Origin of the sequence: Sphingomonas sp. Leaf33 (assembly GCF_001421785.1) — a bacterium.
Taxonomy (GTDB): Bacteria; Pseudomonadota; Alphaproteobacteria; order Sphingomonadales; family Sphingomonadaceae; genus Sphingomonas.
The window spans coordinates 80,008-101,342 of sequence record NZ_LMLB01000017.1 but is presented as its reverse complement, the minus strand read 5'-3'; the positions used below and the strand labels follow the sequence as shown (position 1 = coordinate 101,342).

Below are 21,335 nucleotides of genomic sequence, written 5' to 3'. Positions count from 1 at the left end.
GCCCGAGCCTAATCCATATTACATTTGCCTTAGCAACCGGGGGCCGCGTTTCGTCTGTCAGGCGATCCGCCAGATTTCCGGTGTCGGCGGCTGGAACGGCGCGATCATGCGCCGCGATCGGGCTTTCGGCGGGGTTCGAGACGGGGAAAGCTCAAAATGATCAAGGTTGAACGTCGCGTGCGGTTGGCGCGTGTCATGTCGAGCAGCGCGCTGGGCGCTGTGATGCTGCTCGGAGCGGGTGTCGCGCAGGCGCAGAATCTGCCCGTCGGCGGGACGCCTGTCACGCCCGCAGACGTGACGATTGAAAAGAGCTTTGACCTCTCGACGCTCACGGTCACGCAGACTAGCGATCGCAGCGTAATCAACTGGCAGAGCTTTGACGTCGCGCAGGGCTACTCGGTGGTTTTCAGGCAGCCCAATGCATCGGCGGCAACGCTGAATCGCGTGACCGGCAGCACGTCGTCGACGATCGCGGGTAGCATCCGGGCGAACGGCACGGTCTACCTCGTCAACCCGAACGGCATTGCGATCACCTCGACTGGTACCGTCAACACCGGCGGCGGTTTCGTCGCCTCGACGCTCAACATCACGGACGGCGATTTTAATGCCGGCGTCAACAATTTCACCGGTACCGGCGCGTCGGCCCAGGTGAACAACCAGGGCACGATAACCGCGTCCGGCTTCGCAGCGCTGCTCGGCGGCACGGTGTCGAACGGTTTCGGCACGCTTCGCGTGAATGGGGGGCGGGTCGCGCTCGGTTCCGGTGAGGCGATCACACTCGACATCAACGGCGGCAATTTTCTGAGCGTCAGCGTGCCGACCGCAGCACTGACCGCCAACGGGGCGCCCCTGATCGAGGCCTCGGGCGGAATTAATGGGAACCGGATCGAAGTGTCGGCAGCGACCGCACAGAATGCAACTCGCAACGTGATCAACGTGGGCGGATTCCTTAATGCCGACAGCGCGACGTCTGACGGCGGCACGATCCGGATATCGACGACCGGGGGCGGTGGGATCAGCGGGCTGGGCTATCTCTATGCAGGCGCAACTACGGCCGGTTTCAACGGCGGCACGATAACGCTTTCGGGTGGAACCATCGATGCCTCGCAGCTTACCGTCGACACGACCGCGCGGAGCGGTTCGACCGGTACGCTGACGCTTCAACAGGCAGGCGCCTATACTCCGACCAGGTTGGGCAATCTTCTGTCGGCCAGCAACGTGACCGCGATCACCACGACGGGCGGCATCACGATTGGCGCGGCAACATCGTGGACCAGCGCGAACACGCTGCGGCTTCAATCGGCGGATACCATCGCGCTGAACGGCACGGTGACCGGCACCAATGGCACGCTGGCGCTGTCCGCGGCGACCGGCAGCCCGATCACCGCGGCCGGTGCGATCAATGTCGGCACGTTTGCGCTGACCTCGGGCAACTGGCGACAGAACGCGGCGACGCTCGCCGGCTTTGCAGCGCGCGACTTCCGCGTCTCGCCGGGCAGCGCCAGCTTCCTGCGCGCGCTCGGCGGCGATGGCACCACCGCCACGCCGTATCTGATCGCCGATGCTTATGGCCTCCAGGGGATCGCGTCGTCGGGCCTCCTGGCAAACAGCTTCGCACTGGCGAATAACATCGATGCCAGCGGCTCGGCGAACTGGAACGCGGGGCTCGGCTGGCTAGCGATCGGTACCGACGGTGCCGGCATCACCATCGGCAACGGGTTCACCGGGACGCTCGACGGCCAGAACCGAACGGTTTCGGGCCTGACGATCGCGCGCCCGACTAGCGGTTCGCAAGGGCTGATCGGCGCCGGTCAGGCGACAATCCGGAACATTGCGCTGACCGGCGTCAACATCAGCGCCGCCGGAAGCAGTGGCGGCCTGATCGGCATCACCGGCAACAGCACCGTCACGAACGCCAGCGTCGCCGGGACGATTTCGGGCAATGGCCAGTCGGTCGGGGGCTTGGCGGGTTCGTTCAGCGGCACGCTGACCGATTCGCGTTCGAGCATGAACGTGGTCAACACCAGCACGCAAAGCCAGACCGGTGGCCTGGCCGGTGTGTTCAGCGGGACCGCGAACCGCGTATCGACGACCGGTAACGCCACGTCGCTGGGCGGCGATATGGGCGGTCTGTTCGGAGCCGCGTCCGGATCGATCGCCAATGCCTTTACGACCGGCACCGTCAACCATACGGGGGCCGCCGGCAGTGTCGGCGGGCTGGTCGGGTACAACACCGCATCCGTCACCGACGCCTACGCCACCGGCACCGTTACCTCGACCGGCTCATCGACCGGCGGCCTCGTCGGCTATCAGGATGGCGGCAGCATCGTGGGAACGGCGCTGGGCAGCGTCTATGCGACGGGCAATGTCAGCGGCGTGAACCACACCGGCGGATTGGTTGGCTATATCAAGAATAACGCAGTGGTGACGAACGCGCGCGCCAGCGGTTCGGTTACGGGGTCAGGCAACAATGCCGGCGGACTGATCGCCTGGTCCGACGGCGCCGGTGCGATCACGACATCATCCGCATCGGGCGCCGTTTCGGGTCAGACAAATGTCGGCGGCCTCGTCGGCCAAGCCGTTCGCACGAGCGGTTCGGCTGCGATCAGCGGGTCGTCGGCATCGGGTGCCGTGACCGGCGCCGGGTCAGCCACGGTCAGCACGGGTGGCTTGATCGGGCTGCTCAACGGCTACACGGTGAACAACAGTTTCGCGACAGGCAACGTCGCCGCCGGCAGGACTGGCATCCGGTACGCCGGTGGTCTGGTCGGACAGAGCACCGGCTCCAACGCTCTTTTGACCGGCGCGATTTCATCCAGCTATGCAACCGGAAATGTTTCGGTCGAGGCCGGTCCGTCGGAGGTCGGCGCCGGCGGTCTGGTCGGTGCCGTTGCCACTACGCGGGGCGCGGTCACCGGCAGCTATGCAACGGGTAGTGTCACCGTCGCCGGCAACACCGCCAGCTCGCCCATGAATGTTGGCGGCCTCGTTGGCCTGACTAGTGCCGCCATTTCGAATAGCTTCGCGACCGGGCCGGTCACGGTCGGCCAGACGCCGGCAGGCAGCCAGATCGTCGCCGTGGGCGGGCTGGTCGGGCAGTCCGGTACCTCGGCGCTCAATCAAAATTGGGCGAGCGGCTCGGTCAGCTACACTGGTACGCAATCGGGCGGCTTCGTTTCCGTCGGCGGGCTTAGCGGACGAGCACTCGCCCAGAACATTACCCGCAGCTACGCCACCGGCGCGGTGAGCGGGGGGCAGTTCGCTACCGCCGTGGGCGGACTGATCGGATTTGGCAATCCGATGCTGACCGACACCTATGCCAGCGGCGCGGTGAGTGGCGCGAACAGCGGCGGCCTGATCGGTACGCTGTCCAACAATGCCACCGTCAATGGCAACAACTATTGGGACAGCTTCTCGACCGGCCAGGCTGTCGGTATCGGAACGAACAACGGCACGTCCCTGGCAACGGCGGTGACCAGCGATCCGACCCAGGCCGGCGCCGCCAACTACGCCTTCGGGAAATCGGCCTACGCGAACTTCACTGCCGCCAACTGGGTGTTCTTCGATGGCCAGACGCGGCCGTTCGGCGCGTGGGAAGTGCCGACCAGTGGTGGCATGATCGCCAACAGCCATGCGTTGCAGCTGATCAACGCAACGGCCGCGACGCAGGGCGGTGCATTCACGCTCGATCGCAGCATCGATCTTGCCGAAACCGGTGCGAACCTCGGCACCGCGGCGACGTCGGCGGGGATGTGGGCGTCGACCGGCTTCGTACCGCTGGGCAGCAACGGCACCGGCGGCCTGTGGAACGGGACCGGCTATACTTCGGTCGGCTATGCCGATGTCGGACGGGCGGGTACCGCGACCGGCTTTACCGGATCGCTGAACGGCGCGGGCTACACGCTGTCCAACCTGAGCGTGAACCGCGCGGGTACGCAGAACGTCGGGCTGTTCGGTGGTGCCGCGGGCACCATCAGCAACCTGACGGTCACCGGAACCGTCAACGGCTATGTCAGCGTCGGCGGCCTCGTGGGCCTGCAGCAAGGCGGCAGCATTAGCGGGGTAACATCGCAGGTGAGAGTGAACGGATCGACGGGTTCGGCGTACGTCGGCGGCTTGGTCGGCTTTGCGTCCGGCACGTCGATCGCGTCGTCGAGCGCAAGTGGCGCGGTCAGCGCGACGGGTGCTGCCGGCGGTCTGGTCGGGCTGCTCTACAACTCGACGGTCGCCAACAGCAGCGCGAGCGGCGCGGTGACCGGGCGGGCCGGCAAGAGCGGCGGCCTGGTCGGCATCGTCGAGGGTGCAACCGTCACCGGCGGGTCGTCGACCGGATCGGTCAACGGCACCGCCGGGGGTCGCGGCTACGGCACTATCCGCGCCGGTGGTCGCTACAATGGTCTCGACGAGACTTCAAACTGATGGAACGTCTGCTGCGGCGGCATCTAATAGCCGCCGCGGTGTCGGTCACGCTGCCCATGGTCGCCCATGGGCAGGCGACCGCGCCGAGTTCGATCACGCCGCCGAACCTGCGTCCGCCAGTGACCGGGGGCGACGCTCCACCAGAGTTGCCCGCGCCCGGTGGCCTGACGCCGCCGCCGGGTAGCGAGGGGCTGTCGGTGCGCATCGCGGCGGTTCGCGTTGATGGTGCACTGCCCGCAGTCGCGGCGGCGGCGCACGCGATCGCCGACCGTCTGGCCGGGCGTACGGTGACACTCGCCGAGATCTACGCCGCCGCCGGCGCGATCGAGGCTGCGCACATCCGCCGCGGCTACATCTTCGTCCGTGCCACCGTGCCGCCGCAGGAGATCGCAGCGGGCGGGACGGTTGTCATCCGCATCGTCAACGGCTTTATCGAACGGATTGACGTCGACAGATTGCCGACGCGGCTCCGCGCGCCGGTTCTGCGCCGCGCGGGCATGCTTGCCGGACAGCGCGGGCTGACGCTCGCTGCGATCGAACGGCCGCTGCTGATCGCGGGCGACGTCCCCGGCCTGACGATCGCTTCGACGCTTGCACGCGGCGAGACCGAGGGCGGCACGCAGCTGATCCTGACCGGCCGCTACCGGCCCGTGACCGGCAGCCTTAGCGCCGACAACAGTCTGAACCCGTCGCTCGGGCGGGTGGCACTGACCGGGCAAATCTCGCTCAATTCGCTGCTGGGCTTGGGCGAGCAGATCTACGGCTTCGCGGTCACCGGCTACGACCTGCCGCGCGCGTTTCGCGCCGACGCGCCGGTCCGCGTGCTCAGCGGCGGCGGCATCATCGGGATCGGCGATGCGCGACTGACCCTCAACCCGGAAGCGACCTTCTCGCGCACCCAGCCCGAACCGGTGCCGGGCGTGCCGCGCATCCGGGGCACGCTGCGCCGGCTGACCCTGCGCGGCGGGTACGTCCTGTCGCGATCGCGTCGGGGCGCGCTGACCGCAGGACTGACGGTCGAGCGGATACGCGAAGCCAATACGGCGATCGACTTCGCCACCGCGATCAGCATCGACGATTTCTCCGTCGCGCGTGCGCAAGTTGCGTGGAACTCCGCGATCGGCAACGGCGGCGCGGCATCGCTGGTGGCGCAGCTTAGCGAGGGGCTGGGTCGCCGCGCCGATGACGCTGCCCCGGTTTCGCGCCAGGGCGCGGTCGGTGGCTTTACGAAGCTTGCGGTGACGGCACGACTGCTTCGCCCGATGTCGCCACGCCTAGCCCTGTCGGCGACCGCGCGTGCGCAGCTCCCGTTCGGGCAGGCGCTGTTCCGATCCGAGCAGGCACAGCTGGAAGGGTCAGACGCACTGTCGTCCTACATCGGCGGCGTCACTGCGGTCGACGGCAGCGCTACGCTGCGCGCCGAGGTCACCCGCGCACCCCGCCCCACCGGCTGGCTGCGGGTTTCCCCCTACGTCTTCGGCGCAGTCGGCCAAGGCTGGTTCAGTCGTCCGACGGCAGTCGAAGCTGGATCGTATACGCTGTTCAATCCCGGCGTAGGTGCACGAGCGAGCTTCGCCAGCGGTCGGATCAACGCAAGTGCGGAATACGGCCATGGCTTCTCCCGGCTTGACCGGTTGAATGGTGTCGATCGGCTCGCGCTGTCGCTCTCGGTGACGTTGTGATCCTTTATCGATCCCGAGCAGCGTCGATTAACGGTCGACCCCTCCTGCTAGCAGCCAGCATGGAGAGGCCTCAACGATGTCTGTCGAAGGTGTGAGCCGCGCTGCCCGTGTCGCCGAAGCGGCTATCATGCTCGCTGCCGCACGTTTGCTGGTCGCGGTTAGCGGTTCAAGTTTCTGGCGGCGCTGGAAAGTTCAGCTTGGCGATGATGCCCGGGAACATCGCATGGCGCTCATCGACACTGCCGGAATCGAAACCGTGACGCGCGCTGTTCGTCAGGCCGATCGCCGACGGCGCTATCACTGCCTGCCACGCGCCATGGCGACGCACTGGATGCTCACGCGTCGCGGCGTCGATTCTTGCCCGCGCTTAGGAATAGTCCCGCCAAGTAACGACGGACACAGGCCGACACACCATGCCTGGATTGAAGTAGATGCCCGCGTCGTGATGGGCGAGCAATCCGCTCGGGACTATTATAAAATCATGGCGTGGAAGACGTCGTCAACGGGGTGATCGACGCGCTTCTTTGGAAAGCAGTTGGAGAGTCGCCTTCGGATCGATCAGGCGGGACTTCATTGCTCAGCGAATCAGACCCAATTGCGGCCACTCGGCGTGGTTTAAAGGCTTTCCAAAAGCAGTCGTTCGTTCAGGCGAATAGCCCACCTCGTCGACCTAATTGTGCTAGCGCATGACAGGAAGCGATTTAGCCGGCCGGCGCTGTTCGTCGGCCGCCCGCAAACGATGGTGTTTCAGCACATTCGACGCCATCTCCCGCCATGGCATTTCACCAATCCGCGCCAAAAGCCGGCAGTGTTTGCGCTAGGAAATCGATCCACGCCCGCGTCTTGGCGGCGGGCCGCCTGGTCGGATGCGTGATGGCATAGGCCGCGCCCAGCGTCATGGGCGGCTCGTCGAGTTCAAGCTCGACAAGCTGACCGGCTCGCAGCGCCTCCGTCGCAATGAAGCGTGGCCCATAGACCAGCCCTTGGCCCGCGATGGCGGCGCGAACGAGGGCCTCGCCATTGTCGGAACACATCGATCCTGAGATCGGCACCTTGATCGTTCCGTCTTTGCCGAACGCCCATGATGTCGTTCCTGCCAGCGACGCATTGGTGTGACCGAGACAATCGTGATCGCCGAGATCGGCTAGGCGGGTGGGCGTTCCGCGCCGCGCCAAGTAGGAGGGCGCCGCGCACAGCACGACGCGCATCGCGACGAGCTTGCGGGCGACGAGCGCACTGTCCGCAAGGCGCCCGATCCTGACCGCGACATCCCATCGCTCTTCCAGCAGGTCGACGTAGCGATCGTTGAACCCCAATTCGATTGTCACCTCGGAATGACGCGCGGAGAATGCCGGGACGAGTGAGGCAAGGTGCAGGACGCCGAAGGTGGCGGGTGCACTGACGCGCAGCAGCCCCTGCGCGGTGATCGAACGCGAGGATGCCTCCGCCTCGGCTTCTCCGATCTCCATCAGGATACGTTCCGCCTTTTCGAAATAGTCAGCGCCAGCCTCAGTCAGCGACAGCCGACGCGTCGAGCGCTGGATCAGCATGGTACCGAGCCGCGCCTCGAGGGCGTCCAGATGCTTGGCCGCCATCGCAGGTGACATGTGCAGGTCGCGAGCGGCAGCAGAGATGCCACCAAGTCTGATCGCCCGCACGAACACGTCCATACCTGTCAACCGATCCGCCATGACTTCCTACCCGTGGTTGAAGGTGATCCTTCTACGCGAGCGATTATCATTGCGCGATAGCGGGCACATATTCCGGCCAACAGATCGATGATCCAGGCCGCCTCCGTGGCGCCTGTACCGGAGTGTATGACCATGAGCGTCCAGCCCACCTACTTCATCCCGCATGGCGGCGGCCCCTGCTTCTTCATGGACGATCCGCGCGGCGTGTGGACCGGTATGGAAGCATTCCTGCGCAGCCTGCCGAACTCGCTTGCCGAGAAGCCCAAGGCTATCCTTGTCGTCTCGGGACATTGGGAGACGGACGGCTTTGCCTTCACCGGCGCCGAACGGCCCGAGCTGATCTACGACTATTACAACTTCCCGCCCCATACCTATCAGCTGCGCTACGACGTGCCGGGCGCACCCGCGCTCGCCGCCCATGCCGCGGCCCTGCTCAAGGATGCGGGCATCCCTTCCTCTGTCGACGCAAAGCGGGGCCTAGATCACGGCGTGTTCGTCCCCCTCAAGGTGGCTTTTCCGGATGCGGATATTCCGCTGATCGAGATGTCTGTCGAGCGTGGGCTGGATCCGGCGCTCCATGTCGCTGCGGGCCGCGCCCTCGCGCCGCTGCGTGAGGAGGGCGTGCTGATCCTGGGCTCTGGCATGAGCTTTCACAACATGCGCGCCTATGGCGATCCGCGCTCGACGCCCGGCTCGCAGGCGTTCGACCAGTGGCTGGCCGAAAGCATGGAGCTGGGCGGTCCGCAGCGGGCCGAGCGTCTGGCGCATTGGGCCGATGCGCCCTCGGCGCGGTTCGCCCATCCCCCCGCCAAGGAGGAGCATCTGCTGCCCCTAATGGTCGCGGCCGGTGCAACTGAGGGCGAAGGCGCCCGGGTCTATGCCGAGGAAGTCCTGTCGACCGCCATCTCCGGCTTCCGATTCAACTGACTCTCAACGCGTCATCGAAGGAGAATTGTCATGACCATCGCCGTCACCGGAGCGACCGGCCAGCTCGGCCGCCTCGTCATCGAAAGCCTGAAGCGCAAGTCGACCGGCGAGCCGATCGTGGCGCTGGTGCGCTCGCCCGAGAAGGCCGACGATCTGGGCGTCGAGGCACGCGCTTTCGACTACGCGAAGCCCGAGACGCTCGCTCCGGCGCTGGCCGGTGTGGACACGCTGCTCCTGATCTCGTCGAGCGAAGTCGGGCAGCGCGAGCCGCAGCACCGCAACGTCATCGAGGCCGCCAAGAAGGTAGGCATCAAGCGTATTGTCTATACCGGCCTGCTCCACGCCGACCGCTCGCCGATCAGCCTGGGCGAAGAGCACCGTGCGACCGAGGCGTTGCTGGCTTCGTCCGGTATAGCGACGACCCTCCTGCGTAATGGCTGGTACACCGAGAATTACACCGCCTCGATCCCGGCAGCTCTGGAGAATGGCGCGTTCGTCGGCAGCGCTGGCGAGGGACGCCTGTCGCTTGCGACCCGCGCCGATTATGCCGAGGCCGCAGCCGTCGTGCTGACCAGCGAGGGCCATGAGGGCAAGACGTATGAGCTGGCTGGTGACGACGCGGTGACGCTTGCTGACCTTGCCGCCGAGATCTCGCGCCAGACCGGCCGCGACATCCCGTACCGCGATCTGCCGCAGGCCGATCACGCTGCGATCCTGAAGCAGGTCGGCCTGCCCCAGGGCTTCGCCGAGGGACTTGCGGCATGGGACGTCGATGCCTCGAAGGGCGCGCTGTTCGATGACGGCCACCAACTCTCGAAGCTGATCGGACGTCCGACGACGCCGCTGGCCGACGCTGTGCGGGCGCAACTTGCCGCGCAGGCCTGACGTTACGGACAACCCCGACCGATAAAGACCATCCCTGGAGACACCGCATGAACATCGACCTTTCCGGCAAGACGGCGCTCGTGACCGGTTCGACGGCCGGGATCGGCTTTGCGATCGCGAAGGGGCTGGCGGCAGCCGGGGCGATCGTCGCCCTGAACGGGCGCGACACTAACCGCACTCAGGAGGCAGTAGCCAAGCTGAAGCGTGAGGTCGCGGGTGCCGATGTGCGCGGTGTGGCCGGAGACGTCGGAACGGAAGCCGGATGCGATGCCATCGTATCCGCGCTTCCGGCCGTCGACATTCTGGTCAACAATGCCGGCATCTTCGGCCCGCAGGACTTCTTCTCAACGCCGGACGCGGAGTGGGAACGCTTCTTCCGGGTCAATGTGCTGTCGGGCGTGCGCCTGTCCCGGGCCTATCTGCCGGGGATGCGCGACAAGGGCTGGGGTCGCGTGCTGTTCCTGTCCTCGGAATCCGGCCTGAACATCCCGGCGGACATGATCCACTATGGCGTGACCAAGACCGCCGACCTTGCCCTATCGCGTGGCCTAGCCAAGCGCATGGCGGGCACCGGCGTAACGGTGAACGCCATCCTTCCCGGTCCGACGTTGTCGGAGGGTGTGGCCGAGATGCTGGCGGACGAAGTCGCCTCGGGCAAATCGCTGGAAGAGGCCGGGGCCGATTTCGTCAAAGCACATCGATCGTCCTCGATCATCCAGCGCGCTGCCACGGTCGAGGAAGTCGCCAATCTGTGCGTCTACATCGCCTCTCCACAGGCGTCCGCGACCACCGGTGCGGCGCTCCGCGTCGATGGCGGTGTGGTTGATACGATCGCCTGACCCACGGCTGGCCCAGCCGGCCCTGTGCCGATAGCCAACCGGTGACGGGATTTCGGCGGCGCCCATCGACGTGAGGGACGCCCGCAGGGGCCGCTTTCCCGCTGTTGGCAGGCGAAGATCGAGAATTGCGAAGCCGCCGGCAAAGATCGATCTCCTCGCGATTGGTTGCTCGGCCGCAGCGAGTAGACCCATTTCCAGTCGTTCACGCACACATTTTCTGTGCCCTAAACCTGCCGCTTGTTCATGCAAAGGGATTGACCGCTTGAGCGAGGCGAGCCGGTCACCCGGGAATGGCTTATGTTAGGATTTATCCGCGGTTCACGAGCCGGGGGCTGAATGTCCGCTCTTGTCATCTGCTGACGTTCCGCTCTCGTCCGAGCGGGGTCGCATTGCGGCTGCCTTTGCCAGACCTCTACAATCACAAGGATGGTAGCAGAAATACAACATTACCTGTCCGGAGAGATGCGATATGGTCCGGATGTTGTGCGGGGGCGCGGCGAATAGGGGGAGCATAAGTCATGGATAAGGGATGTGCAGTGACATGGCTGGCAGCGAGTGTGCTCGCGCTGGGACTGGCCGCTCCTGGGCAGGCCGAAACGAAGAAGGGGACGCTGTTCAACAAACTCGACGGAGCCTTCACCAAGGTTGCCCAGCGCTGCCTTGGCCAGACGTTCAGCCGCAACAAGCTGCGCAAACAGAAGGTCGCGGATAAGGACGAGCGGACGGCCATTCCCGCCGATATTCTCGGCTTCGATCCGATCAAGGACCGGCTGACTAGCGAGGTCGATTACCTGGACGATGAATCGCTCGATCGGCGCTGGGGGGTGATCTACAGTAAGTCCGGAGCCGTTTGGACCGCGACCTCCGATCGCCTGCCAGCTTTCTGGGGCAAGCGCCAGGGCATCAACACCGTCCCCTTTCACGATTCCGAGCAGCTTGAACACAACTGCGTGACACTGGTGACGGCGGCAGGCAGCATCGATGCCAATGCCGCGATCTTCAAGGCCGCGACCACCGCTGCGGTTACCAGTAAGTCGGCGACGTCGATTTATGTCTTTGGCGGGCACGCGCTTTCGCCGTATGCGATCGCGCTCGGCGGTGTAGATTATGCTGGTATTGCTCTGTCTGCGGACACGCCCAAAGCGGCCTACCTAGCGCATTTGTGGCTGCTTTACCGCGAAAGGCCGGCTTTGGCCGCGCGAGATCTTAGGATTGCGGCGGAGATTAAGGCGATCTCGATCTACACGGCCCGCAACACCCAGCAGGATGCACTGATGGGGGCGCAGGCAAGCGGCGGGTTTGGGTTCGGACCGGTGGTCGGCAAGCTTAAGACCGATCTCGACGCCAATTCACGGCTAGTTAGCGCCAGCCAAGACGTGGAGACCGCGATCCTCGCTGACCCGGCACTCATCGACCTGCCCAAGCCAGATGTGCTGGCGGGCCGGCTTGTCCAGACGCTCGAGCTGCGCACCGCCCGGCTCGACAATCCCCAAACAGTCGATGCCGATCCTTTTTATTTTCGCGCGGTGATGCCCCACATCCCGGCAGCGCTGTGCAATCGGGCCTATTGGGCGATGACGGTAGAGGGTGACTTTAGTTTACGCGAACAGCGCATCGACGAGGATGATTCGCTTGAGGGTTGCCTGTTCGAATGGCGTCTCCAACTTACCGGCAATCCGAAGATTGCCCACGAACTGCGTCTCAAGGCTACTTCGATCGCGGGAACGGACGCAGGCGCGGCGACTCTCACCGTGCAGAGCACCGCCATCCAGCTCGCCGATCGCCGCGCACTGCTGAAACTCGATGGTCCCGACTTCGCCCGGATCAACTTGGCGGCCACCGATGCCGGCACAGCCCACACGCAATCCGCCAGCTACCGGCTGGTCGAGAAAGACAATGCTCGCCTAGCCACGATCAACGCCAGTGCCTCGAATCTGACGGTCACCTGTGAGGGAGCCGCCCCCTTTCAGCCCTCCATCAAGGCCATCGATCTGAACGGCATGACGGGCATGCGGAGCGTTAAGCTCACGCTGGAATACAAACCCGGCTCTTTCGACTTCGTGCCAGCCGACGGCCGGGTGATCTGTAGCGTGGCCGGAACCTTTTCCGGCACCCGCGAGGGGGCAAGCCCCGGTAGCGCCGAGATCGCGGTGCCGCCATGGAACTTTTCAGCAATCCGCGAAGCCCCGCCCGCCCCGATGGTGGCAACACTTGCCCCAAAGTGAACGGAGAGCCGCCCTGATCGCAATCATCGCCTAGCTGATGCCAAAACGACATGGTCCTTATTTCAGGGGCTAAGACCTCGAGACAATCGGCGAGAAAGCTCTGAGTCCCTCCGCATCGTATTAATGCGATGGACCGCAATATTCCGCACCAAATCATTTGTTTGATGCATGAGCGAATGGTAGCTCTCGGGATCAGTTCTAACGGGTCGGGAATGATCGAGATTTTGGGGACGCAATCCTGCCGCCGACTAGTACCGGATCGATGAAGGTTTGGCCGGTAACCTGTTCGCCTCGCGCCCGATCCCATGCCACGACTACGGCGAAGGAGACATGCCGTGACGGTTTTGTTCTGTAATATCGCCTGGATGAATCATTATGCCGGCCGGACCAAGAAGGATCCGCCGCTCGGCGGCGGCGGCTTCCCGGTATCTGAGGGGTATTGCGGCGAGGAATGCAATTTCGTCCCCTGCGAAGACGGGTTCGTCTACGGCCATTTCGAGACGATCAAGGGCAAGATCGATCGAAAGGTACGGATCGAGCGCCTAGGCGCCGGTCGGTCCGAGGAGTATGTTGACGGGCTAGACGTCGTGTGGACCGCGCCAAAACGTGGCCACGATCCACGAACCGTAGTCGGCTGGTGGCGCAACGCTCGGCTCTACCGCAACCGTCAACAGTTCGGCGACGACTTTCCCTCTGACCAGCATGAGCGAGATGACATTACTTCGTTCCGAGTCCGCGCGCACCGGGACGATGTGTATCTCCTCGAACCGAATGACCGGAGACACGATCTCGGCCGTGGCGCTGGTTGGAGTGGCCAGGCAAGCTGGTGGTATGCCCACGACACAAGCAACAGGGATGCGGCGCGGTTCGTGACGGTGATTAAGGCGATGATCGCGGGTAATCCGGTGCCTCCGATCACCACGCACGAGCGCAATCGTAGGGCGGGCCGCAAGAAGCGGGCCGGGGCAGCCGCCGGCAACGCCTATGAGCGCTATATCAAGGGCTATGAGATCACCGTTCATCCGCGTCATGACAAGCTGCAGAAGAAGTTTGCCGCGCACGTCATGGCCAATCACCCCAGCGCGACCTTCCCGACCTGCGGGCTGGACGATCTGCGCTATATTGCCGGCGGCAACCCAGCGGTCATGGTTGAGGTAAAGCCGACCGACCCGGCAAGCTTGCGCTACGCGATCCGCGCCGCGATCGGGCAATTGCTTGACTATCGGCAGCGCGAGGGCTGGACCGGCCCGCAGCTGATCGTGGTCGAGGACAAGGTCGACCGGGCCGATGATCTGAGCCTCGCGTTCGACAACGGGTTCGGACTGGCCTGGCCCAAGGGCAAAGGATTCGAGATCGTCTGGCCAGACGGGACGACGGGCTGTTGACTGCGGGTACTGGAGGGTCCGTTACAGGGTTCCTATCTCCGCTGCATGATGGTCGTCACCGTCCATCAGGCAGCGGAAGCTGCGGACGAGCGAAGGGCAGCCGGCATCCGTTGTAATGGCAACAAATGACCGCTTTCGGTATCGACACCGCAGCGTCGAACGTCCGTAATTGGGGCGCCTTTCCGACGGTCCGCTTCGCAGCGTTGGGTGGCAGCTTCTGTCATAAGCCGACTTTCGAGGTGGCCCATTTGAACGACCTGTGTTGGTCGTGAGCTGCTGTCGAATTCCCCCCGTAGCCTGACCCAGTTCCGGTCTTTCAAATGCAGTTAGCACCGTCCCAGAAGCGGACGTCCATTCATTGTAGTTAGCTGGCCGCTCCGAGCTGGGGCAGTGAGGCTGCGCAACGACCATGAGCGGGTGGCGAGCGGTAACAGCGGATTCAATGCCCGCGGTTGTTATTGCTCTCTTCGTTTCGCGATGATGTGCAGGCCGGTGGCAGATCGACAAGCCACGCTGAGTGTGAGCTCGGGCGCGGGTTCCAAAGTGTGCAACTTCAGATCAGCCAGCAACCGAGCAGCAATCACCGCAATTTCTGCCAGTGCAAATTGCGCAGCGATGCAGCTTCTTGGGCCAACACCGAAGGGCATCCAAGCTGGCGTGCTACCAGCTTCGGGAAGGAAGCGATCAGGATCGAAATGGTCGGGGTCGGGCCAGGATCTATGATGTCGGTGCATGGCATAGATGCTCAGCGAGATGGGCTGGCCTTTGCGTATCGGAAAACCGCCAAGCGTGCCGCTCGCTGCCGCGCTTCGTACCAGGAATGGCGCGGGCGGGTAGAGCCTGAGAGCCTCCTTGACCACGCGGAGCGTGATCGGAATTTGATCCAGCGTCCAGCAGCCGTCGTTCGCACGCGCTTCCGCTGCGACCCTTGCCTGCCATTCGGGTTGCGCCGCGAGGATGTATAGCGTCCAGCTCAGCCCGACGACGGTCGTGTCCATGGCGGCCGGCAGCAGGCCCCGGATATTGTCTTCGATCGGACCAACGTCGCGCAGCAGCGCAATCATGTCCCGGCTATCGGCTCTACGGTTGCTCGCCAGGATGCGCGCCGCCGCCTTAATCCTGCGGACCGCGGGATCGCGATCGATGCCGCTTAGTCGATCGTGCACGCTCTCAGGCAGGCGCGCGACATCCTTCAGTCCAAATCCCGCGATGCGCCGAATGTACGCCGGCATATCGGAAGCGACTGTCGCTGGATCGACGAGACCGGCGCCATCGACCAACACCGAGAAGACGACTTCGGCGACGATGCGGGCAGCTTGCTGCGTCAGGTCGATGCGTTCGCCGACGGGCCAAGAAGAGACTGCCCGCTCGGCGATTGCGGCGAACGCGGCGCCTTGCTGCTCGACAGCCGCAGGACGAAACGCCGACGCAGCTGCCCGTCGCTGGCGCTGCCACGGAGCGCCTTCAGCCCCCGCAATTCCGTCGCCCCACGAACGTCGAAAAAGGCGACGCATGAGCCGGTCACGCGTGAAACGTCCGTGACGATCGTTGAGTACTTCGCGGACCAGCCCCGGATCGGCCACGATCAGCGGTGCACCGGAGCCGGGGAGCTGAACTGCCGGCTCATGCAGAATCGCATCCGGCACCACGCTGGCAATGTCACTGACGCCACGCCTTGCCATCGCCCACAGGCTAGGTTGATCGGACCGGAAGATGTATCGCGGGAGGAGTCGGTCCATCTCGTAAATCTGACGGTGATCGGGCAATGCAGCGAGCCCGGACGGCAATAACGACGAGGTGTCAGCGCTGACCTAATTACGGACGGTTTTGGTGCCTCAGGGTATGCCCAGAAACAGACGTCGGTTCATCTCGGAGTACGACCGATTGCAAGCGTCTGATTGCCGCGTGAACGGCAAGGATCGTGTGGTTATCTACTGTCCGAAAAGGTGGCACTGGGGCACCCGGTCGCGCGCGGATCGCACCCCACGCCACGTCTAATCCTATGAGCCAGAAAACGGCGACACGCATGCCAGCGGTGGATTATAGATTTGACTGAACAGTTATTGGCAGCGTCTCGCAATCCTGACGGAGGGTCATGCCGACTGTCATCATGTTGTAGGTCAAGCGTTACCGCCGCCAGCCGGAGCGAGTGACGCGATGGAACACATTGCTCGCACCTGCCGTTGCTCCCTAGCAACGACGAGGAGGGACGGCGTGCCTATTATCATTGGAACGAACGGTGATGATCGACGGGAAGGGAGCGCGAGCCCGGACCTGATGGATATGAACGGTGGGAACGACGTAGCCTACGGGCGCGGCGGAAACGATCAGCTACTCGGCAACGGCGGAAATGACGTGCTGTACGGCGGGAATGGTGACGACATTCTGAATGGCGGCGCCGGTGCCGACAAGCTGTACGGCGGCAACGGGTTCGACCGCTTCATATTCGATCGGCGGGCTGACGTTATCGACTACGTCATGGATTTTCAACACGACGTCGACAAGATCGATCTCTCCCAGATCGATGCCAACGCAAACCGGGCCGGCGACCAGGCAGTTATCTGGCGCGGATATCAAGAGTTTACCGGCCGTGCCGGCGAGGGCCGAGTTTATCAGGCCGGAGATAACACTTGGCTTGCGCTCGACTTTGACGGCGACGCGCGTGCTGACATGCGGATCGCATTTGACAACCATCCGCTGATTGGCTTGGGCGATGTCATTTTGTAAACAGGAAGGGCCGCTACTACCCGGAGCAGCGGCCCAACGTTCGAGCCGCCATCCAATCGACCTGAGCGTTATTCGCGTGTTCACTTGCGGCCTCGTCGGAAGGGACCTAACTGCAGTCATTTAGCGCCCTCAGCCACGTCCCGAGATCGGACGTTTATTCAGGTTTCACTGTAAGCCGTTATCGGCGCTGATCACACGTTCGGTTGCGGTGGGTCGCGAAGCTTGCCAGTCTAGTTGATGGGCGAACGGGAGAGGCGGATGTTGCATATAATGATGCTGGCGTTCGCCATCCTCACGCTATCCCCTGCAGCCTGGGCGCAGAACAACCCGACGCTGACCGAGGCGGAACGCGGCGTCCGGCGCGACGACCGTCCGGCGGTCCATTTGCGCATCGCTGCCCTCGACGTTCGCGCGCACCTGATCGGCCGCACCGCCGACGTCACGGTTGAGATGCTGATCGGCTCGGACGATACGGACAGTTACGAGGCCAACCTCGCGCTCACGCTTCCGGCCGATGCGGCGGTCACCGGCTACGCGCTCGACGTGGGGGGCAAGATGATCCCCGGCCAGCTGCTTGAAGCGCCGAAGGCACGTAACGTCTATGAGGACGAGGTCCGTGCGGGCATCGATCCGGGCCTGGCAGAAATCGCCGGAAACCGGTTCACGACGCGGATCTTCCCGATCGACGCCGCCCACCCCCGCCGATTCCGCCTCACCTTCGTCGCGGCGTTCGACCCGGCGATCGGCCTCGTCCTCCCGCTCGCCCGCGATGCGGCAGTCGGACGAGTTACGGTAGCCGTCACTGCCGACGGCTATGCCGCCGCGCCCGCCGTCCGCTTCGCCGGCCAACCCATCGGTCTGTTCCAAATCGAAGACGGCTGGCGCGGCGAGGCGACGCTCGGCACGGCGGTGGTGCGCGAAGGGCTGACGGTCACTGGCGGCACATTGATCGGGCCGATGATCGTTGCGCGACATTCGAACGGCGAGGCTTTCTTCGTGATCGGCGGAGGAGCGGCGGGCGACCCGGAGCCACCGTTGCGCGGCGGTCGCCTGCGCGTCTACTGGGATCGCTCGCTCTCGCACCGCGCCGACCGCACCGATCTGGAGGCCGAAGTTCTGGCGCGCCTCGCCGAGCGGACCGCGCCGGCCGCGATCGACCTCGTCACCTTCGCCAGCGACCGCCCGCAGGTCGCGACGCTCGGTGATGCCGCGGCGCTCAGGACGGCGCTCGCCCGCGTCACCTATCGCGGCGGCACGTCGCTCGCCGGACTTGATGCGCTGCCGCTGCCTGCCGCGACACAGTGCGTGCTGGTGTTCGACGGAGCGGTCACGATCGACCGCGGTACGGCCTTCGCGCCCGCTTGCCGGCTCATGGCGCTCACGGCCGCGCCCGGCGCGGACGGTGCGCGGCTTGGCCGCTTGGCGCAGCGCACCGGCGGCGCTGTCGTCGGCCTCGCCGTGGGTGGCGAAGCGCAGGCGGTTGCCGCCCTCGCCGCCCGCGCGACAGCGCCCGTGTCGGTCCGCGATGCGGCCGGGCGGCGGCTCGACACGCGCGCGCTGCCGGCCGGCCCGGGCCAGTGGCTGCTGGTCGGCCCGATGCCCGCAGGCGGCGTCACCGTGCGCTTGAGCGATGGCGGCGAGCGGCACTACGCGCCGGCTGGCGCGCCGATTGAGGCCGAGGCGCCGGGAGCGCTCTGGGCGGCTGGCCTCGTGGCGGAACTTGCCGACGACCCCGCTCGGCACGCGGCGATGGCGGACACCGCGCGCCGCTACCAAGTCGCCGGCCCCGGCATGTCGTTCTTGGTGCTGGAGCGCCCCGACCAATATCTGCGCGCCGAGCTGACCCCGCCGAAAGGCTTCGGGGCTGAGTGGCTGGCGCAATATCGCGAAGCTAAGCAAAACTGGGACAAGGAGCATCGCGACGCCCGGCAGGAGCGGCTTGCCTTCGTGATCGACCGATGGCGCGAGCGCCGCGCCTGGTGGAGCAGGCGATTTGTGCCGATCACGCGCGCGCAGGCGAAGCGCACGCGCGATGAAGAGCAGTTGCCCATGCCCGTCTCGGCTCCGCCTCCTCCGCCACCACCTCCGCCGTCACCCACGCCCGAGCCGGTCCAGCCGCGGGCCGTAATGCCGCCGCCGATCGTAGCGGCGCCTGCCCCGGATGCCGGGGTCCAGGAGGGCGTCTCCGGCGACGTGGTCGTTACAGGCACGGTCCGGAGCAACCCGTTGCCGACCGCGCAGGAGCCGCCCCGGGCTCAAATCAAGATCGACATGGCGGACCTGATCACCAAGCGTCCCTATATCGCCGCGCTCGACGTTGCCGGCCCGGGCAGGCGCCTCGCCGTTCTGACCGAGCAGGAACGCCAATATGGTTCCGTGCCGACGTTCTATCTCGACACCGGCGAGTGGTTCCGGCTCAAGGGTGATGCGGCCACCGCCTCGCTCCTGCTCCTGTCCGCGCTGGAGCTGCCGACGAGCGACGACGAAACCCGCCAAATCGTCGCCTTCCGCCTCGAGCGCGACCGTTCCTTCAACCGTGCGGTCGAGCTTGCCGAACAGCTCGCCGCCGCCAATGCCGAGTTCCGGCCCCAGCCCGGTCGCGACCTCGCCCTAGCCGTGGCGGCCCGCGGGCGGGCTGCGGGCCGGACCGGTCGTGCCGACCTTGAACGCGCGTTCCAGCTCCTCGTCGAGGCGGCGCTCAATCCCGCGTCGAGCGATTTCGACGGGATCGAGGTGATCGCGCTGATGGAGGCGAATGCCCTCATTCCGCCGATCGAGGCGGCGGGCGGGCGCTGGACGCTCGATCCGCGACTCGTCGGGCTCACCGACACCGATGCGCGCATCGTCATCGAATGGACCGACGACGACGCCGACATCGACCTGTGGATCGACGAACCAAACGGCGAGCGTGTCATGTATTCGAACAAGTTGAGCAGCGCGGGCGGGCAGATCTCGAACGACATGACCGACGGCTACGGGCCGGAAGAATATGCCGTCCACCGCGCGCCCGCCGGCGCGTACCGCGTTCGCATCAACGGCTATGATGCCGACCGAATTAATCCCAACGGCCCAGGCCATGTGCTGATCCGCCTCCAGCGCAATTTCGCGCGCAGCAGCGAAACGCAGGAGCTGGTGGACCTCGACTTGTCTTTCCAGAGCGGCCGGGACCGGAACGAGGAAGATGAGACACGACCGGTCGCGACGTTGCGAGTCCAACGCTAGCTCAGATCCGGCACAAGATCGGCAATCGGGAGTGTCTCACGACCTCGGCTTCAGCCAACCTCCGCTCAGCGCTGAGGTAGTGACCCACAATCGGCCACTCACGTCAGCTCGGCGGCGACCCGGAAGTGGACGTTCGTTAAGGCAGGATACTACGGCCGAAACTGGGCCATCAGCAGACCGTCAGGCTTACGCTCGTTGGCGCGACATACGGTCGGTTGCGGCCGCGTCTCAAACCTTCAGGGCGACATATCGACTGCTACGCTGGTCACACCCGGTGCAGGGTTCGGCCCGCCATATGCCGTTTGCGCGAATTTCGAATAGCGATTTGGGCGGCTCGGCAACGCGAAAAAAACGACTGAGATCGAGGGGCAGCAACAGCTTGCATCTCACGCAGCGCAGCTCGAGGGTGATCTCGTCCTCAATCGCTTCGCGCAAAAGGAAAGGCCAAATCCACTCGGCCGGGATTTCCCGGCGGTCGATGCTCCCTGCATGCAGTCGCTGCTGCGGCAGCAAATTGGCGATGTCGTATCCTCGCCGTACGCATCGACGAGCCCAATTGGTCTCTGAAATCAACGACGACAGTCGTGTCGGCGCGCGCTCGAGCACTTCATATCGCGCAACTTGGCCGCAGTGGAGTAGATCCGCCACACGTCGTTCAACGCTGTCTTTAGCCGTGCCCGTCTTTTCGCATTTGTCAAACCGTGAACGAACGCGCGTCCCAAACTCTTTGCTCTGACCGACATAGATCGGTGTTCCGGCGGGGTTCCCGAGCTTATCTGGGAATCTGGGGTCCCGGATCAGGTATGTGATCCATCCGCCCTCCGACTCTGCCGCACGCGCTCGAGCAACTTCTTCGTCGACTAGAGCGGCGATGCGGCGGCGTTCAGGGTCGGTCTGGTAGCGCGGCACCGCGACAGACTAGAGGAGTATAGGTTCGTTGGACAGGTCACAACCTGCAGATCGGTCGGGCGACGCCGCTCTCGAGTCGCCAACCGCGTGGTTTCAGTTCGCCAGAGTTTCAAAGCGGAGTGTCGCCTAATTGACCGCCTGAGCTGTGAGACCCAATGCCCGCCGTTCCTGCCCAACCGACGGCTCGCCGAAACGTGCCATTCGTTCAGGGTGTCAGCCTTATGCGCGGCTGAATGATGCGACAGGCGAGCACCCTTTTATGGGCGTTACCTCGCGTGCTAGGTATCGGGCCAGAACCCACTGTTAGGCGAACTAAACGTGGTCCGGCGGAGGGAGGGCATTGAAAGTGCAAGCTGTGGCTGAGGCGTCTGATCGAACGGCTCACTTCCAATGGCTAGTCGAGAACCGGCATCGAAATCAGACA

13 protein-coding genes are annotated in these 21,335 nt (G+C 64.7%); 10 read left to right on the top strand and 3 right to left on the bottom strand.

The features are described 5' to 3' along the window. The first annotated feature begins 156 nt into the window (after positions 1-156). The 3 genes from ASE86_RS13715 to ASE86_RS15790 all read left to right on the top strand — a co-directional run bounded on the left by ASE86_RS13715 (position 157) and on the right by ASE86_RS15790 (position 6,612). Positions 157-4,419 (top strand): beta strand repeat-containing protein, encoded by a 4,263-nt coding sequence (locus tag ASE86_RS13715; protein ID WP_056428073.1) that lies wholly within the window; start codon positions 157-159, stop codon positions 4,417-4,419. Beyond that, positions 4,419-6,101, top strand: a complete 1,683-nt coding sequence (locus ASE86_RS13710; RefSeq protein WP_056428070.1) for a ShlB/FhaC/HecB family hemolysin secretion/activation protein — start codon at positions 4,419-4,421, stop codon at positions 6,099-6,101. Before ASE86_RS13715 ends, ASE86_RS13710 begins: the two co-directional genes overlap by 1 nt. A 76-nt stretch (positions 6,102-6,177) precedes the next feature. Next, positions 6,178-6,612 carry a lasso peptide biosynthesis B2 protein gene (locus ASE86_RS15790; protein WP_082441935.1) on the top strand — a complete coding sequence of 145 codons (435 nt, stop codon included), beginning with the start codon at positions 6,178-6,180 and terminating at the stop codon, positions 6,610-6,612. Positions 6,613-6,883: 271 nt separating this feature from the next. On the opposite strand, the gene ASE86_RS13705 is transcribed toward ASE86_RS15790, so the two are convergent. Next, complete coding sequence (locus ASE86_RS13705; RefSeq protein ID WP_235524117.1) at positions 6,884-7,771, bottom strand: LysR family transcriptional regulator; 888 nt, start codon at positions 7,769-7,771, stop codon at positions 6,884-6,886. A 147-nt stretch (positions 7,772-7,918) separates the two neighbouring features. Between ASE86_RS13705 and ASE86_RS13700 the strand changes: the two genes are divergently transcribed. From ASE86_RS13700 to ASE86_RS13680, 5 genes are all read left to right on the top strand, one after another. After that, entirely contained in the window at positions 7,919-8,719 is an 801-nt protein-coding gene (locus ASE86_RS13700; RefSeq protein ID WP_200911556.1) for a DODA-type extradiol aromatic ring-opening family dioxygenase, read from the top strand. Between the two features lie 30 nt (positions 8,720-8,749). Continuing rightward, positions 8,750-9,604 carry an SDR family oxidoreductase gene (locus tag ASE86_RS13695; protein ID WP_056428065.1) on the top strand — a complete coding sequence of 285 codons (855 nt, stop codon included), beginning with the start codon at positions 8,750-8,752 and terminating at the stop codon, positions 9,602-9,604. A gap of 47 nt (positions 9,605-9,651) precedes the next feature. Beyond that, positions 9,652-10,443, top strand: coding sequence for an SDR family NAD(P)-dependent oxidoreductase (locus tag ASE86_RS13690; protein ID WP_056428062.1), 792 nt, complete (start codon positions 9,652-9,654; stop codon positions 10,441-10,443). A 536-nt stretch (positions 10,444-10,979) separates the two neighbouring features. Beyond that, positions 10,980-12,668, top strand: a complete 1,689-nt coding sequence (locus tag ASE86_RS13685) for a hypothetical protein (RefSeq protein ID WP_156347188.1) — start codon at positions 10,980-10,982, stop codon at positions 12,666-12,668. A gap of 335 nt (positions 12,669-13,003) precedes the next feature. After that, positions 13,004-14,053, top strand: coding sequence for a hypothetical protein (locus ASE86_RS13680; RefSeq protein ID WP_156347187.1), 1,050 nt, complete (start codon positions 13,004-13,006; stop codon positions 14,051-14,053). Positions 14,054-14,508: 455 nt separating this feature from the next. On the opposite strand, the gene ASE86_RS13675 is transcribed toward ASE86_RS13680, so the two are convergent. After that, the gene (locus tag ASE86_RS13675) at positions 14,509-15,792 is read right to left on the bottom strand and encodes a cytochrome P450 (RefSeq protein ID WP_156347186.1); all 1,284 of its coding nucleotides are present in this window, start codon (positions 15,790-15,792) and stop codon (positions 14,509-14,511) included. Positions 15,793-16,267: 475 nt separating this feature from the next. Between ASE86_RS13675 and ASE86_RS13670 the strand changes: the two genes are divergently transcribed. Together ASE86_RS13670 and ASE86_RS13665 are read left to right on the top strand one after the other, a co-directional pair. Further along, positions 16,268-16,780: a M10 family metallopeptidase C-terminal domain-containing protein gene (locus ASE86_RS13670; protein ID WP_162233342.1), complete on the top strand. Its 513-nt coding sequence runs from the start codon at positions 16,268-16,270 to the stop codon at positions 16,778-16,780. Positions 16,781-17,050: 270 nt separating this feature from the next. After that, positions 17,051-20,002: a VIT domain-containing protein gene (locus ASE86_RS13665; RefSeq protein WP_056428043.1), complete on the top strand. Its 2,952-nt coding sequence runs from the start codon at positions 17,051-17,053 to the stop codon at positions 20,000-20,002. Positions 20,003-20,230: 228 nt separating this feature from the next. Here the strand turns inward: ASE86_RS13665 and ASE86_RS16090 are convergent, their stop codons facing one another. Continuing rightward, positions 20,231-20,911: a hypothetical protein gene (locus ASE86_RS16090; RefSeq protein WP_156347185.1), complete on the bottom strand. Its 681-nt coding sequence runs from the start codon at positions 20,909-20,911 to the stop codon at positions 20,231-20,233. Positions 20,912-21,335: the final 424 nt, after the last annotated feature.

Excerpts from the sequence above, each read along its gene's own strand:
- ASE86_RS13690 (WP_056428062.1), top strand. The coding sequence starts at position 9,652 with ATGAACATCGACCTTTCCGGCAAGACGGCGCTCGTGACCGGTTCGACG.
- ASE86_RS13700 (WP_200911556.1), top strand. The coding sequence starts at position 7,919 with ATGACCATGAGCGTCCAGCCCACCTACTTCATCCCGCATGGCGGCGGC.
- ASE86_RS15790 (WP_082441935.1), top strand. The coding sequence starts at position 6,178 with ATGTCTGTCGAAGGTGTGAGCCGCGCTGCCCGTGTCGCCGAAGCGGCT.
- ASE86_RS13705 (WP_235524117.1), bottom strand. The coding sequence starts at position 7,771 with ATGGACGTGTTCGTGCGGGCGATCAGACTTGGTGGCATCTCTGCTGCC.
- ASE86_RS13715 (WP_056428073.1), top strand. The coding sequence starts at position 157 with ATGATCAAGGTTGAACGTCGCGTGCGGTTGGCGCGTGTCATGTCGAGC.
- ASE86_RS13665 (WP_056428043.1), top strand. The coding sequence starts at position 17,051 with ATGATGCTGGCGTTCGCCATCCTCACGCTATCCCCTGCAGCCTGGGCG.
- ASE86_RS13710 (WP_056428070.1), top strand. The coding sequence starts at position 4,419 with ATGGAACGTCTGCTGCGGCGGCATCTAATAGCCGCCGCGGTGTCGGTC.
- ASE86_RS13695 (WP_056428065.1), top strand. The coding sequence starts at position 8,750 with ATGACCATCGCCGTCACCGGAGCGACCGGCCAGCTCGGCCGCCTCGTC.
- ASE86_RS13675 (WP_156347186.1), bottom strand. The coding sequence starts at position 15,792 with ATGGACCGACTCCTCCCGCGATACATCTTCCGGTCCGATCAACCTAGC.